At 76.0% G+C, this 15566-nt stretch carries 12 protein-coding genes; 4 read left to right on the forward strand and 8 right to left on the reverse strand.

Translation table 11 applies throughout. The features are described from left to right. Positions 1-14: 14 nt before the first annotated feature. From IEY94_RS16710 to IEY94_RS16730, 5 genes are all read right to left on the reverse strand, one after another. The gene (locus IEY94_RS16710) at positions 15-689 is read right to left on the reverse strand and encodes a TOPRIM nucleotidyl transferase/hydrolase domain-containing protein (protein ID WP_189171121.1); all 675 of its coding nucleotides are present in this window, start codon (positions 687-689) and stop codon (positions 15-17) included. Between the two features lie 116 nt (positions 690-805). Next, positions 806-1684: a siderophore-interacting protein gene (locus tag IEY94_RS16715; protein WP_189171122.1), complete on the reverse strand. Its 879-nt coding sequence runs from the start codon at positions 1682-1684 to the stop codon at positions 806-808. Then, complete coding sequence (locus IEY94_RS16720; RefSeq protein ID WP_229784111.1) at positions 1681-3807, reverse strand: iron ABC transporter permease; 2127 nt, start codon at positions 3805-3807, stop codon at positions 1681-1683. The genes IEY94_RS16715 and IEY94_RS16720 overlap by 4 nt, the downstream gene beginning before the upstream one ends. Then, on the reverse strand, positions 3804-4778 hold the full coding sequence (locus IEY94_RS16725) for an ABC transporter substrate-binding protein (protein ID WP_229784113.1): 975 nt from the start codon (positions 4776-4778) through the stop codon (positions 3804-3806). Before IEY94_RS16725 ends, IEY94_RS16720 begins: the two co-directional genes overlap by 4 nt. After that, complete coding sequence (locus tag IEY94_RS16730; RefSeq protein WP_189171123.1) at positions 4775-5629, reverse strand: ABC transporter ATP-binding protein; 855 nt, start codon at positions 5627-5629, stop codon at positions 4775-4777. The genes IEY94_RS16725 and IEY94_RS16730 overlap by 4 nt, the downstream gene beginning before the upstream one ends. 205 nt (positions 5630-5834) lie before the next feature. Here IEY94_RS16730 and IEY94_RS16735 point away from each other — a divergent pair, with 205 nt between their 5' ends. After that, the gene (locus tag IEY94_RS16735) at positions 5835-7130 is read left to right on the forward strand and encodes an AAA domain-containing protein (protein WP_189171214.1); all 1296 of its coding nucleotides are present in this window, start codon (positions 5835-5837) and stop codon (positions 7128-7130) included. A gap of 38 nt (positions 7131-7168) precedes the next feature. Here IEY94_RS16735 and speB read toward each other — a convergent pair whose 3' ends face one another. From speB to IEY94_RS16750, 3 genes are all read right to left on the reverse strand, one after another. Then, complete coding sequence (gene speB, locus IEY94_RS16740) at positions 7169-8176, reverse strand: agmatinase (RefSeq protein ID WP_189171124.1); 1008 nt, start codon at positions 8174-8176, stop codon at positions 7169-7171. A 284-nt stretch (positions 8177-8460) separates the two neighbouring features. Beyond that, positions 8461-8745: a DUF427 domain-containing protein gene (locus IEY94_RS16745; RefSeq protein ID WP_189171125.1), complete on the reverse strand. Its 285-nt coding sequence runs from the start codon at positions 8743-8745 to the stop codon at positions 8461-8463. A 105-nt stretch (positions 8746-8850) separates the two neighbouring features. Continuing rightward, complete coding sequence (locus IEY94_RS16750) at positions 8851-9288, reverse strand: response regulator (RefSeq protein WP_229784118.1); 438 nt, start codon at positions 9286-9288, stop codon at positions 8851-8853. 149 nt (positions 9289-9437) lie between these two features. On the opposite strand from IEY94_RS16750, the gene IEY94_RS16755 reads away from it, so the two are divergent. From IEY94_RS16755 to IEY94_RS16765, 3 genes are all read left to right on the forward strand, one after another. Then, the gene (locus IEY94_RS16755) at positions 9438-10691 is read left to right on the forward strand and encodes a GAF domain-containing sensor histidine kinase (protein ID WP_189171126.1); all 1254 of its coding nucleotides are present in this window, start codon (positions 9438-9440) and stop codon (positions 10689-10691) included. A 328-nt stretch (positions 10692-11019) separates the two neighbouring features. Then, positions 11020-13182, forward strand: a complete 2163-nt coding sequence (locus IEY94_RS16760; protein ID WP_189171127.1) for an IPT/TIG domain-containing protein — start codon at positions 11020-11022, stop codon at positions 13180-13182. A gap of 231 nt (positions 13183-13413) precedes the next feature. Continuing rightward, the gene (locus tag IEY94_RS16765; protein WP_189171128.1) at positions 13414-15480 is read left to right on the forward strand and encodes a S1 family peptidase; all 2067 of its coding nucleotides are present in this window, start codon (positions 13414-13416) and stop codon (positions 15478-15480) included. The last annotated feature ends 86 nt before the right edge of the window (positions 15481-15566 follow it).

The raw sequence follows: 15566 nt of genomic DNA on the forward strand, positions 1-15566 counted from the left end.
GCCCGGCGGCGGGGTCAGCGCGGTCGAACGGTGGCGAGGAGGGCGTCGAGCGGCCGCGGCAGCGCACCCCGGCGGGCCGCCGCCTCGACGAGCAGCCGGGCGTAGCGCAGCTTGCGCCGGGAGCCGCTGCCGAGGAAGCGGTGCATCTGCTCGGCGGTCTCCCGGCCCCGCCAGGCGGGCTGGCGTTGCAGCGACCGGAACGAACCGAGGTCGCCCTGCGCCGCGAAGAGTTCCTCGACGCCGTCGACGCCCACGGCGCGGATCAGCTCGTCCTCCAGATCCGCCGCGCAGACGTGGAATCCCGGGTGCGCCGGGTCGAACCGCGCGCGGGGCGGGCCGACGCCGGCGGCGACCAGCCCCCGCCGGACGATCCCCGCCTCGGGCAGGTCGCAGAGGCCGGCGAGGCGCACCCCGGGGCGCAGCGGGCCGAGGTCGGCGAGGAAGCGGCCGATCGCGTGGGCGCCGCCGATCGGGACGACGGCCACCCGCTCCGCGTCGAGATCCCGGCCGAGGCACCCCGCCGCCGTGGCCACGGCGATCAGGTCGCTGACGCCCTCCACGAGCACGACGGCCGCGGCGTCGCCGACCCCGGCCAGGGCGCGCGCGGTGGCCCGGACCGGCGCGCCGGGGCCGCTCGGGTAGCCGTCGAGCGCAAGCCGGGCCAGCTCGCGGCGGCGGGTGACGTCCATGGTTGTCCCGATCCTGTCCGGGATGGTGATCCCACCCCGCCCGGCGGCGGGCCGATCCCGGCCGTCATCATCGGCGGCTCCCGGCCGGCCGGCAAGCGATTTGCCGCCCGGGGCGGTCAGTCGGATTCGGCGCGGCCGCGGCGCCAGTAGCCCATGAACGCCACCCGGTCCCGGGCCAGCCCGCAGTCCGTCACCAGGTACCGCCGCAGCGTCCGCACCACCGCCGCCTCCGCGGCCAGCCAGCAGTACAGCCCCGCCGCCGGCCCCCGGTCCGGCACCTCCCACAGCACGTCCTCGTCCACGTCCACCTCGGCGACCTCCTCGCCGCCCGGCGCCGCCGGCACCGCCGCCCGGACGGCCGGGATCAGCGCGCTGCCCGGCTCGGCGTCGCCGCGGGGCAGCCAGGTCGCGCGCAGCGGGCCCGCCGCCTCGTACGGCAGGGCGTCGGCCCGGTCCGGCACCTCGATGAGCGCCTGCCCGACGCCGGCCGGCAGCCGCTCCAGGATGGACACGATCGCCGGCGCGGCGGTCTCGTCGCCGGCCAGCAGGAGGTGCGGGGCGTCGCCGGGGCGGAACTCGCGGCCGCCGTGGTCGCCGGCGTAGCCGGCGTTCGGGCCGATGATGGCGAGCGGGTCGCCGCGGCGGGCCAGGGCCGCCCAGCTCATCGCCGGGCCGGCGGCGCCCTCGTGGACGGCGAGGACGACGTCCAGTTCGCCGCGGTCGGCGCGGACCGCGCGGACGGTGAGGGTGCGCAGCGGCGGGCGGCGGTCGTCGGGCAGGGCGCGCCAGCCGGCGTACCAGTCGCCGCCGTCGGGCAGCGCGGTCAGGCCGAAGCCGGGGACCGGGAAGGCGACCTTGATCCGCTGGTCGTACCCGCAGTCGGCGAACTCCGCCACGTCCGGCCCGACCAGGGTGAACCGGCGGAACGTCGGCGAGAGCTGGGCCACCTCCGCGACCACCACGTCGAACCGCTTCCACGCCGCCACGGCCGTCATCCGCTCCTCCTCGCGCGCCACAGTAACCAGACGAAGTACGGCGTCCCGACCAGGGCCGTCACCAGCCCGGCGGGCACCTGGGCCGGCGCGATGGCCGTCCGGCCGAGGGTGTCGGCGAGGCTGACCAGCAGCGCGCCGAGCAGCGCGGCCACCGGCAGGACCCGCCCGTGCGCCCCGCCGACCAGCGCCCGCGCCGCGTGCGGGGCGACCAGGCCGACGAAGCCGATCACGCCGACCGCGGCGACCGCCGCGGCGGCGAGCAGCGCGGCGGCCAGCAGGATCACCAGCCGGCTGCGCTCCAGCCGGACGCCGAGCACCCGCGGGGTGTCGTCGTCGAGGGACAGCAGGTCCAGGGTGCGCCGGCGCAGCGCGATCACCGGGGTGAGCAGCAGCAGCGCCGCCGCGACCGGGATCACCTGCGCGAGCGTCCGCCCGTACGTCGAGCCGGACAGCCAGGTCAGCGCCTTGGCGGTGTTCCACGGGTCGGACAGCACGATGATCATCGTGATCGCCGCGAACGTGCCGTGGTAGATCGCCACGCCGATCAGCACCAGTCGGTCGGCCCGCAGGCCGTCGCGGCGCCGGGCCAGCCCGTACACCAGGGCGAACGCCGCCAGCGCGCCGGCGCCCGCGACGCCGGCCATGGTCCAGCCGCCGGCCAGCGGCGCGTACGTGATCAGGGCGACCGCCGCCACCCCGGCGCCGCCGGTGATGCCGAGCAGGCCCGGTTCGGCGAGCGGGTTGCGGCAGACGGCCTGGACGGCCGTGCCGGCGATGCCCAGCGCGGCGCCGGCGGTGAGCGCGGCGAGCACCCGCGGGTACCGCTGGTCGAGCACGAACGTCAGCGCCCGGCCGGTCCGGCCGCCGAGCCAGTTGGCGACGTCGCCGAGCAGTACGAGCGTGTCGCCGAGCAGCAGCCCCGCCACGCCCGCGCCGGCGACCGCGACGCCCGCGGCGGCGAGGACGAGCCGAACGTACCCCCGGCCGCGCAGCACCGCCGGGTTCCCCGCCGGCGGCTGCCGGGTGGGGCCGGAGTCGCGCTGCCCGCGGGCGAGCCAGACCAGGACGCCGGCGCCGAGCACGGTCGTGACCACGCCGGCCGGCAGGTCCACGCCGGCCCGGGCGCCGAGCAGGGCGCGGACGGCGAGGTCCGCGCCGACGATGATCAGGGCGCCGGACAGGGCGGCGGCCGGCAGCAGCGCCCGGTGCCGGCCGAGGCCGGGCACGACCCGGGCGAGCAGCCGGACGATCACCGGCGCGCACAGCCCGACGAAGCCGATCGGTCCGGCGATGCCGACCGCGGCGGCGGACAGCGCGACGGCGAGCAGCACCGCGTACAGCCGGGTGCGGCGGACCGCGACGCCGAGCACGGCGGCCGAGTCGTCGCCGAGGGACAGCAGGTCCAGCCGGCGGCCGAGCGCGGCCAGCGCGAGCCCGGCGGCCAGCACGATCGGGCCGAGCTGGGTCACCGCCCTCAGGTCGCTCTGCACGAGCGTGCCGCTGCCCCAGGCGAACCGGCCGACCGTGCCCTGCTCGAACAGCAGCAACAGCAGCATGGTCAGCGAGCCGAGGGCGAGCGCGACGGCGGAGCCGGCGAGGATCAGCCGGGTCGGCCCGCCGGCGCCGCCGGCCGAGAGGAGCAGGACGAACGCGGCCGCGAGCAGCCCGCCGGCGAACGCCACCCCGCCCGCGGCGAGCACCGGCAGCGCCACCCCGAACGCGGCCACCGCGACGACCGCCAGGTGGGCGCCGGCGTTGACGGCGAGGGTGTCCGGCGAGGCCAGGGTGTTGCGGGCGACCGACTGGAACGCCGCCCCGGCCAGGCCCAGCGCCGCGCCGACGACCAGCGCGGCGAGCAGCCGGGGGAGCCGGGCGGCGACGAGCACGTCCAGCGTGCCGGGGTCGGCGCCGGCGAGCGCGCGCAGCACGTCCGCCGCGCCCGCGCCGGACGTGCCCTGGGTGACGTGCAGCGCCGCGAGCACGACCAGCAGGGCCGTGCCCGCGCCGAACAGCGCCGCGAGCCGCCCGGCCCGCGGCGGCGGGGGCGCGGGCGGGCCCGGCCGGGCGGCCGCGGCCGCCGCCACGGCCGCGCCGCCCGCCCGGAGCCCGCGCCCGCCGCTCAAGCGCCGAAGACCTTGACCAGCTCGGCGGCGTACTGCCGGCACGAGGCCGGGCCGCCGAAGGTCCAGATGCCCGGCGTGAGCTTGCGGACCTGCCCCTTCTGCACGAAGGTCATCGACCGCCAGATCGCGTTCGTGCTCAGGCCGGCGGCGAAGACGTCGTCGCCGGCCGAGGCGTTGTAGAGGAAGTGCAGGTCCCGGGTCTTGAGCGGGGTCAGGCCCTCGACGTCGGTGGTCCCCAGGCCCCACAGTGCGTCCACCTTGCCGGTCCAGGTGTTCGCCAGCCCGACCCGGGTCGCCACGTCGGAGACCAGCGCGCCCCGGCCGAACATCCGGATCGAGATCGTGCTGCCCTCCTTCCAGCCGTCGGCCATGGCGAACGGCTTGCCGGCGTGCCCGGCGGCGGCCAGCTTGCCCTTGACCCCGTCGAACGCGGCGTCCATCGCGGCCAGCTCGCGGTCGGCCGCGGCCGACGTCCCGGTCGCCGCGGCGAGCAGCCGGAAGTCGTCGCGCAGCCGGTCGAGGTTGCGGGTGGCGTCGCTGCCCTTGGTGACGATGACCGGTACGTACTTCTCGAGCTGCGCCACGACCGGCGACTTCGACTCGTCCTCCATCACCACCAGGTCGGGCTGGAGCTTGACGATCGCGTCCACGCTGGGCTCGCCGCGGGTGCCGACGTCGGCGACGGACGGGTCCAGCTTCGCGGCGGTGACCCAGGTGGCGTACCCCTTGGTGTCGGCGACGCCGACCGGCATCACGCCGAGGGTGGCCAGCATCTCGGCCTCGCCCCACTCCAGCGCCACGACCCGGCTCGCCGGGCGCTCCAGCTTGATCTGCTTTCCCCGGCTGTCGGTGACCGACACCGGCCCGCCGGTCGCCGACGGCTCCGCCGCCCCCGGCTTCTCGGTGGTGCCGCAGCCGGCCAGGGCCAGCCCGGCCGCGGCCAGGACGGCGAGCGTACGCAGGCGCATCATGACTTCTCTTCTCTCCGTTCGCCGGCGCGGGCGACGGCCGCGGCCCGGCTGCTGTGCCGGCCGACCGGCCGGCAGGTGAGCCGACCGGAGTCGGCGTCGACGGCCACCTCGACGGTGATCCCGTACGTCTCGCTGAGCGCGGCCGCGGTGAGCACCGCGGCGGGCGGCCCGGCCGCGCGCACCCGCCCGCCGTCCATCAGGACGACGTCGTCGGCGACCGCGGCGGCCTGGTTCAGGTCGTGCAGCACCACCCCGACGGCGACGCCGTGGGCGTCGGCGAGGTCGCGGATCAGGTCGAGGACCTCGACCTGGTAGCGCAGGTCCAGGTACGTCGTCGGCTCGTCGAGCAGGATCGTGCCGGTGTCCTGCGCCAGGCAGGAGGCGAACCAGACCCGCTGGCGCTCGCCGCCGGACAGCTCGTCCACCCCGCGGTGCGCCATCGCGGTGACCCCGGTGACGGCCATCGCGTGCGCGACCGCCGCGGCGCCGGCCGGGTCGTCGGCGCGCCAGCGGCCGCGGTGCGGGTGCCGGCCGTACCCGACGACGTCGCGGACGCTGACCCCGCTCGGCGCGGGCCGGCTCTGCGCGAGCAGGGTGACCCGGCGGGCGAAGTCGCGGGGGGCGAGGGCGAGCGCGTCGGCGCCGGCGGCCAGGGTGACCCGGCCGGCGGTCGGCTTGTGCAGCCGGGCCAGGGCGCGCAGCAGGGTGGACTTGCCGCTGCCGTTCGGGCCGATCAGCGCGGTGACCCGGCCGGGGTGCAGGGCGATCCCGGCGCCGTGCACGACGGTCGTCCGGTGGTAGCCGAGGTCGAGGTCGGCGCCGGCGAGGGCGGGGCGGGCGGCATCGGGCACGGAGTGAGGTTAGCCTAACCAAAACAGAACGCCAGTCGGTCGTTCGGCCCCATCCGTGCCGAAACGCCCGGACCGCCGCCCGAGTCGCGCCACCCTGCCCCGCCCGACCCAATTGCGCCCGCCCTCGAGTGGCGTGGATCACACCCACGTCTTCCGTCAGCAGGGCGGGGTTGCCTGCGGCGGTTCGCGGTGGCGGTGTGGCACGCTGTCCGGCGTGACCCCGACGGCCCGCGCCCAGCAGGTGACCGACGCCGTCCTCGCCGACCTGCTCGGCGGCGCCCACCGCGGCGTGGTCGTCGACTCCCCGCCCGGCGCCGGCAAGTCCACGCTGGTCGTCCGGGCCGCCCGCGAACTCGCCGCCACCGGCGCCCCCGCGATGCTGGTGGCGCAGACCAACGAGCAGGTCGACGACCTGATCGACCGGCTCGCCGCCGCGGACGACCGGCTGCGGCTCGGCCGGCTGTCCGCCGCCGACTACCGCCCCGCCGACCGGGTCGCCCGGCACCGCAACGTCCGGGTGGCCGCCAAGGTCGCCGACCTCGACGCGCCCGCCGTCACCATCGGCACCGCGGCCAAGTGGGCCACCGTCGCCGAGGGCCGGTGGCCGTGGGCGATCGTGGACGAGGCGTACCAGATGCGCTCGGACGCCCTGCTGCGCGTCGCCCCGCGGTTCGACCGGGCGCTGTTCGTCGGCGACCCCGGCCAGCTCGACCCGTTCTCCACCGTGGAGACCGCCCGCTGGACCGGCCTGACCTGGGACCCGATGCAGAGCGCGGTCGCCGTCCTGCTCCGGCACAACCCGGACCTGCCCGTCCACCGCCTGCCGGTCTCCTGGCGGCTCCCGCCGTCCGCGGCCGGCCTGGTCGCCGACGCCTTCTACCCTGACGCCCCGTTCGCCGCCGGCACCGCGCCCGGTGACCGCAAGCTGGACCTGCCGCCCGGCGGCGGGGACGCCGCCGACGCCGCCCTCGCCGCCGCGGCGGACACCGGCTGGGGCCTGTACGAGCTGCCGGCCGGGCACACCCCGCGCACCGACGCCGCCGCGGTCCGCGCCTGCGCCGACCTGGCCGCCCGCCTGCTCGACCGCGGCGCCACCGCGACCTGCGAGCGGGCGACGGCGCCGGTCACCGCGGACCGGATCGCGGTCGGCGCCGCCCACCGCGACCAGGTAGCGGCGATCCGCGCGGCCCTGCCCGCGCGCGCCGCCGCGGTCACCGTGGACACGGCCAACCGCCTCCAGGGCCGGGAGTACGACGTGACGATCGTGCTGCACCCGCTGTCCGGGCGGCGGGACGCGACGGCGTTCCACCTGGAGGCCGGGCGGCTGTGCGTGCTGGCCAGCCGGCATCGGCAGGCGTGCGTGGTGGTGGCCCGGGCGGGGATCGCGGAGCTGCTGGACGCCCACCCGTCCCGGGAGCCGGTCCACCTGGACACGCCGACCCGGTTCCCGGACGGCTGGGCCGCCCACCAGACGCTCCTCGCCCACCTCGGCGCCACCTGAGGTCGGGGAGGGCGGGCCCGCCCTCCCCGATCAACGGTTCAGCAGGTCGGGGCGAGGAGGGCCGGTTCGGCGAGCGGGGTCGGGGTCCGGCCGGCCAGGTGGGCGGCCATCACCGAGATCAGCTCGTACGCCAGCCGGGCCGCCGCCATCCCGGTGATCTCCGCGTGGTCGTACGCCGGCGCCACCTCGACCAGGTCCGCCGCGACGACGTTCAGCCCGGCCAGGCCGCGCAGGATCGCCAGCAGCTCCCGGCTGGTCAGCCCGCCGCACTCGGGCGTACCGGTGCCGGGGGCGAACGCCGGGTCGAGGACGTCGATGTCCACCGAGACGTACACCGGGCGGTCGCCGAGCCGGGCCCGCATCCGCTCGACGACGCCGTCGACGCCGAGGTCGTCGAGCCACTCGCCGTACACGATCTCGAAGCCCAGGTCGGCGTCGGCGGTGAGGTCGGCCTTGTCGAACTGCGGGCCGCGGATGCCGATGTGCAGGCAGTGGTTGCGGTCCAGGTAGCCGGCCTCGGCCGCGCGCCGGAACGGGGTGCCGTGCGAGTGGCACTTGCCGAAGTCGATGTCCCAGGTGTCCAGGTGGGCGTCGAAGTGCACCACGGCGAGCGGGCCGTGCCGCTCGGCCGCCGCCCGCAGCAGCGGCAGGGCGATCGAGTGGTCGCCGCCGAGCGTCATCAGCCGGGCGCCGGTGGCGAGCAGGTCGCGGGCGCCGTCGGCGATCAGCTCGATGGTGGCGTCCATGTCGAACGGGTTGACCGCGAGGTCGCCGGCGTCGGCGATCTGGAAGTCGGTGAGCGGCGCCAGGTCGAGCAGGTGGTGGTACGGGCGCAGCAGCATGCTGGACTGCCGGATGTGGTTCGGCCCGAACCGGGCCCCCGGCCGGTAGGTCACGCCGGAGTCGAACGGCACCCCGACGACCGCGATGTCGGCGCGGCCGACCTGGTCGAGCCGGGGGAGCCGGGCGAAGGTGCTGGCGTTGACGTACCGCGGCGTGTGCGTCGCGTCGGGGGGACCGATGGGTGGCTGTCGGCCGATGGTCATGGTGATCCTTCGAGGTCAATCGGGGGTGGTTGCCGTTGTCGAAGGTGACGGCAAAACGGGGACGCTAGCACGTCCGTCACTGCCTGCGGAGGGGCGGCAGGGTTGCGACGATCACCCCGAAGCCGGTGCGGGAGCCCGGCGGGCCGCCGGGCGGCGCGGGCCGCGGGCGGGGAACGGCGGCGCGCGCCGGGCGGCGGTGGGAGCCGGGCGGCGGCGGAAGGGGGGAGCGGGCGCGGGCCGCCGGGAGCGGGCGGCGTGGGCCGGCTCCCGGGCGGCGGGCGGACTCAGTCCAGGATCTTGATGTCGCGGGTGAAGTACACGCGGTCGGCGATGGTCCGGGCGTCCGGCTTGGGCTCCGGATAGTAGACGACGGCGTTCTCGGCGCGCTCGCCGTCGAGTTCGAGGGAGTAGTACGACGCGCGCCCCTTCCAGAGGCACACGGTGTGCTTCTCGGACGGCCTCAGGACGTCCTCGCGCACCGACGCGCGCGGGAAGTACTTGTTGCCCTCCAACACCACGATGTCGTCGCTCTCGGCGACGACCACGTCGTTCCACACGGCCTTCGGCATCCCTCAACGCTAACGCGCTCCCGCCGGCTGTGCCCCCAATCACCCTGAATTGCCCGAAGGCCGCGGGTGGGCATCGACCGGACCCCGTACCGCAAAACCGCGGAATCAGGCGCCGGCGGCCGGGTCGGCGCGGCCGGGCGCGCCCGCCGGGCCGGCGGCCGCCAGCGGCGGCGGGCCCGCGCCGGGCCGCAGGTAGCCCGCGACGGTCGTCAGCAGGTCGGCCGGGCCGAAGGGCTTGACCAGTACCGCGGAGACGCCGACCTCGCGGGCCCGGTGGTCGCGCGGGTCGATGACGCCGGTCACCAGGACCACCGGGGTGTGCGGGCGGTCGGGGTCGCGGCGGATCTCGTCGCAGAGCAGGAAGCCGTTGATCAGCGGCATGTCCACGTCGGTGAGCACCAGGTCGGGCCGGTGTTCGCGGAACGCCCGCAGGGCGGTCTCGCCGTCGGGCACCGCGAGCACGCGATGGCCCGCCTCCGTGAGCACGCGGGTGAGAATCTCCCGCGCTGCGGGCTCATCGTCCGCGGCGAGAATCAGCGCCATCTGCGTCCCCCCTCGCGCACCGATCGGCTCATACAGTACTCCGCTGGCACTACGATGGGTAGTGGTGTGCCTACCTGTCGTAGTGCCAGGTGGTTTGCCCGAACGGCCCGCCGGGACCACCGGCGACCCGAGCGCCGAGGAGATGCCCGATGGCCGAGCCGACCCGTCCGCCGCAGCCGGACAACGAGGAAGCCCGGCTGGCCCGCCTGCGCTCCCTGGACGTGCTCGACACCCCGCCGGAGGAGGAGTTCGACCAGATCGTCGCGCTCGCCGCCCGGGTCTGCGGCACGCCGATGTCGCTGGTCAGCCTCGTGGACGCCGAGCGGCAGTGGTTCAAGGCGAAGCTCGGCCTGGACATGCAGGAGACGAGCCGGGACCTGTCCTTCTGCGCGTACGCGATCCTCGGCCGGGACCTGATGGTGGTGCCCGACCTGACGCGGGACGCCCGGTTCGCCGGCAATCCGGCCGTCACCGACGAGCACGGCATCCGGTTCTACGCCGGGGCGCCGCTGGTCACCAGCGACGGCTTCCCGCTGGGCACGCTCTGCGTCGTGGACGCCCAGCCGCGCCGGCTCAGCGTCGACCAGATGCGCGCCCTGCGGGCGCTGGCCCGGCAGGTCACCGCCCAGCTCGAACTGCGCCACGCCGCCGGCCGGATCAGCGCGGTCAGCCACCACCAGCAGGAGGTGGACCAGCGGCTCGACGAGGTCGTGCACCTGGTCCGGGCGCACCTGCGCGGGCCGCTGGCCGACGTCCGGGCGTACCTGGACCTGCTCGCCGCCGGGATCGCGCCCGACCCCGACCTGACCGCCCGGGCGGCCGGGGTGGTCCGGGCCAACGCCGGCGAGCTGCGCGCCCTGGTGGACACCGTGCTGGCCGTGGTCGGCGGCGACGGCGCCGGGCTGCGGCTGCGGATGGTCGACCTGACCCGGCTGACCGCCCGGGCGGTCGAGGCGGTCCGGCCGATCGCCGGGATGAAGGGCATCGGCATCCTCCACCCGGACGGCCCCGAGCTGCCCATCCTCGCCGACCCGGTCCGGCTGGAGCAGGCGCTGGCGCACCTGCTGTTCGCCGCGGTGAAGTTCACCCCGGAGCACGGCCGGGTCCGGGTGACCACCGAGGGCGAGCCCGCGCCGGGCCTGCGGCTGGACGACCTGGAAGCGCCCGGCGGCGCCCACCCGCACCTGTTCGAGCACCTCTACCGCGGGGCGATCGCCACCCCGGCGCCCGGCCAGCCGGACGCCGGCCTCGCGGTCACCAAGCAGATCCTGGACGTGCACCACGCCACGCTGGCGCTCACCGACCGGCCGGGGGAGGGGACCAGCCTGCACCTGGTCTTCCCGCCGCACCTGCTCGCGACCCCGCCCCCCGTCGCGGTGGCCGCCCCGGGCTCGATCGCCTGACGCCCGATCGCCCCGGGGCCCGATCGCCCGAGGCCCGATCACCCCGCGCCCGATCACCCCGCGCTCGATCCCACAGCGCGCACGACAGCCAGTGCTCGATGCCCGGCGCCCGAAACCAGCGCCCGACAACCGCGCCCGACCCCCCGCGTTCGGTTGCATAACGGTTAGCTACGCCACAACCGCGGAGCGTTTTCTCAGGTAGGGGGTGCCACCCCCCGATCAACCATGCACTTCCGACGACCACCCCGGCGGAGGCAGGAACGCAGCAATCCCGTGCGGCCACACGGCCGTGCGGTGCGGACCCCTCTCCCCCCCCGGAGGTGCATGGATGCGCCCGATCCATCGGCTGGGCGTCAGCCTGCTCGTCGCCCTGTTCACCGCGCCGCTCGCGCCGTTGGCCGCCTCGGCGGCCCCGGCGAGGCCGGCGCCGAAGCCCAAGGTCCAGGTCGGCGGGTACGTCAAGACCGTCGGCCGGGCCGTCGCCAAGAAGCCCACCTCGAAGGCGTTCGAGGTCCTGCCGGAGTCGGCGGACCTGCGGCAGTGGGCGCCCGCCATCGGCAACCAGGGGCAGATCGGCTCCTGCGTGTCGTGGTCGATCGCGCACAACATCATGGGGTACTGGGCGAACCGGACGGGCGGCTCCGGCGCCCCGTACGCGCCGCTGTACCTGTACATGCGGACCGTGGCCGCCGGCGGCGCCCCGAACGCGGGCACCAACCCGGACTACGCGCTGCAGACCGCGACCAACTCCGGCGTGGACACCCAGGCCGACTACTTCCAGGGCTACTACAACTACCAGACCGCGCCGACCACGGCGCAGATCGCGAACGCGGCCAACTACCGGGTCAGCGGCTGGACCCGGCTGTGGCTGGGCGCCGGGCAGACCACCACCGCCAAGGAGGCGATGATGGCGGCGATGGCGTCCGGCAACCCGGTCGCGATCGGCATGCCCGTGTACAGCAACTTCAGCGCCCTCGGCGCGCACACCATCTACAACTCCGCCTCGGGCAGCATGCTCGGCGGGCACATGATGGCGGCCTTCGCGTACGACAGCCAGGGCATCACCGTCCGCAACTCGTGGGGCGGCAACTGGGGCAACGCGGGCGAGGCGAAGCTGTCCTGGTCCTGGGTGCTCAGCCGGGTGGACGCGGCGTACTCCGTGCGCGGCATCACCACCCCGGCCACCCCGGTGGCGATGAAGCCGTCGATCGCGTCGATGTCGGCGGTCAAGGGCGCCAACACCGGCGGTACCGAGGTGACGCTGACCGGCTCCGGCCTGGCCGACGTGACCTCGGTGACGGTCGGCGGCGCGGCCGCGACGAACCTGCAGAGCGCCCTGGTCAGCGGCTCGACCCGGCTCACCTTCCGGACGCCGGCCGGCAGCAACGGCGTGGTGGACGTGCGGGCGACCAGCTCGGGCGGCACGAGCGACGTCGGCACCCAGACGAAGTTCACGTACCAGAACCCGCCGCCGCTGCTGAGTTCGCTCAGCGCGAGCAGCGGCCTGGTCTTCGGCGGCGAGACGGTCACCGCGACCGGCAACTACTTCACCGGCGCGACGCCGAAGGTCACGGTCGGCACCAAGACCGCGACCGGCGTGAAGGTGGTCTCGGCGACGTCGCTGACGTTCAAGGTGCCGCCGCAGCCGGTGGGCACGTACGACGTGCGGCTGGCCAACGCCCTCGGCGCGAGCGGGGCGCAGTCCTACGGGTACACCAACCCGCCGGCGCCGACCGTGACCGGCGTGACGCCGAGCAGCGTGCCGTACTACAAGGCGTCCACGGTCGTGGTGACCGGGCAGGCGCTCGACCGGGTCACCGGGGCCACGCTCGGCGGTACCAAGGCGACCTTCACCAAGGTCTCGGCGACCTCGGCGAAGGTGTCGGTCCCGGCCGGCGCCGCGGGCAGCTTCGCCCTGGTGCTGACCAACACGGCCGGCTCCAGCCAGGGCGTGACCGTGACCCGGACGACCCCGTCCGCGCCGACGCTGTCCTCGCTCAGCACCAGCACGGGCTGGACGTACGCGACCACGTCGGTGCTGGTCACCGGCGCCAACCTGACCGACGCGACCGGCGCCACGGCGAACGGCGCGAAGGTCACGATGGCGAAGGTCTCCGACACCCAGGTGAAGGTGACCATGCCGAAGGCGGCCGGCGCGGGCGTCTCGCTGGTGCGGGTGACCACGCCGGGCGGGACCAGCAACGCGGTGAACTTCACCTACACCGCCCCGGCGGCGCCGACCCTGGCGTCGCTGAGCGTGGGCAGCGCGGCGTCCTCGGCGGCGAAGACGCTGGTCACGATCAACGGGACGAACCTGACCGCGGCCAGCCGGGTCACGGTCGGCGGGCAGTCGGTGTCGTTCAGCCGGCAGTCGGACAGCCGGGTCGTGGCGACGCTCGGCAAGCGGACCGCGGGCACGTACCACGTGCAGGTGACCACGCCGGGCGGGGTGACGACAACGTACGGCGGCAGCGCCTTCCGGTACGTCTAGCTCACCCGGACGTACCCGTCCGAATCCCCCGATGGTCAGCGCAGGGCCCCGGTACGCGACGTGCCGGGGCCCCTGCGCGTTTTGTCTGTCGGCCGCACGGCTCACCTCCGACCCCGGTTCGTGAATGTGATCTACGTCACACAGGACCCGTTCATCCGGACCCCGTGGTCCCGCGTACTCCCCGGCACAGGCGATCCCCTCCTCCCCGGGGTTGCGCCGGAGAGGAGACCGATGGACACCGGGCGTGTGCGGGTCGCGGCGGTGGTCGGGGTGGCCGTCGTTGCGGCGGCCGCGGTGACCGTCCCGGCGCTCGCCGAGCAGGACGACGACGGGGCCGGCTCCCCGTACGTCCAGTTCGTCGCCCGCGACCTGAAGCTCTCGCCGCGCGCGGCGGCCGCCCGGGTCCAGCGCGAGGCCACGCTCGCCGACACCGGCAACCGGGTCGACGCCGGGCTCGGCGACCTGGCCGGCGCGGCCGGCGGCAGGTCCGCCGCGGGCGGCGGCGGCAAGGTCGACATCGGGCAGATCGCGGGCCTGATCGCCGGCGCCGCCAAACGGGGCGGCGGCAACGACGGCGGCGGGAACGCGGGCGGCGGCGGTGCCGGCGGCTTCGACCCGGCGCTCATCGCCCAGCTCATCCAGCTCGGCGCCGCGGCCGGCGCGGGCGCGGCCGACGGCGCGGCGAACAACGGCGGCGGCGGGAACGTCGACGCCGGGCAGATCGCCGACGGCGCGGCCGGCATCGCCGGCCTGATCGGCGCGCTCGGCGGTGCGGGTGGCGCCGCCGGACCCGCCGGCCTGTTCTCCGGTACCTGGGCCACCGGCAACGGCCGCACCCTGAACGTCGGCGTCACCGACCGGCGCACGGCCAACGCCGTCCGCCGGGCCGGCGGCACGCCGAAGCTGGTCCGGTACAACGCGGCGCAGCTCGCCACGGTCAAGGCGGACCTGGACAGCCGGGCCCGCAACATCGGCTCGCGCAGCGCCGCCGGCTGGTACGTCGACCCGGCCAGCAACAGCGTCGTGGTGCTGGCCGCGCCCGGCCAGGAGCAGCGGGCCAGCTCGTGGGCGTACCGCAACGGCGCCCCCGGCCCGAGCATCCGGGTGGTCCGCTCGGCCGAGCGGCCCCGGCCGCTGATCGACGTGCGCGGCGCGGACCCGTACCTGATCAACAGCGCCGCCCGCTGCTCGGTCGGCTTCGCCGTGCAGGGCGGGTTCGTCAGCGCCGGGCACTGCGGCACCGCGGGCCAGCGGACCACGGCCGGCGCCGACGAGCAGTTCCAGGGCCTGTTCGGGGTGTCGTCCTTCCCCGGCGACGACTTCAGCTTCATCCGGACCGCGTCCACGTTCACGCCGATCCCGGCGGTGGCGACCGAGCGCGGCCTGATCCCGGTGACCGGCGCCGCGGAGGCGCCCGTCGGCACGACCGTCTGCCGGTCCGGCTCGACCACCGGCACCCGGTGCGGGGTGATCCAGTCCAAGGACGCGACGGTCAACTACGCCGAGGGCGCGGTGCCGGGGCTGACCCGGACCAGCGTCTGCGCCGAGCCCGGCGACTCCGGCGGGCCGTTCTTCTCCGGTACCCAGGCCCAGGGCATGACCTCCGGCGGCTCGGGCGACTGCGTGGTCGGCGGCACGACGTTCTTCCAGCCCGTCACCGAGGTGCTCGACCGGGTCGGCCTGAACCTGCTGGTCCTGCGCGGTGGGGCGAACGCCGAGGCCAACGCGAGTGCCGGCGGCGGCGCCGTGGCCGTGGCCCGGGCCGGCGGCGCGGTCGCCGGGGCGGGCCAGCAGATCGGCCCGCCGGCCGTCGACCCGGGCAGCGGCGCCGCCCCGAACCCCGGCGGCGGCAGCAGCAACACCGGTACCGGCGGCGGCAACCGCGGCAGCAGCAACGGCGGGAACGGCAGCAGCAACGGGAACGGCAACGGCAACGGAAACAGCAACGGAAACAGCAACGGCGGCGGTGACAGCGGCGCGGTCAACCGGCCGGTGGCCTGCCGGAACGCGGACGCCGCGTTCACCGGCGAGCTGGGCACCGGCGACGAGGTGGTCCAGCCGGACGGCGGGTCCTTCCGGGCCGACGCCGGCCCGCAGACGGTCTGCCTGACCGGCCCCGGCGACGCCGACTTCGACCTCTCCCTGGAGAAGTGGAGCGGCCTGACCTGGAACACGGTGGCCAGCGGCGTCGCCGACGGCTCCACCGAGGTGCTCCGGTACACCGGCGACGCCGGCCTGTACCGGGTCCGGATCGCGACGAGACAGGGAACCGGCGCGTACACCGTGTCCGTCGGATAGGCACGATCACCAGCGAGGATCGTCGATATTCGCGGACACCGCGACACAACTCCACACATCCCGGCGTCCTTGACAGTGCCGGTCGG

It is taken from the genome of Pilimelia anulata (assembly GCF_014647895.1).
Taxonomy (GTDB): Bacteria; Actinomycetota; Actinomycetes; order Mycobacteriales; family Micromonosporaceae; genus Pilimelia; species Pilimelia anulata.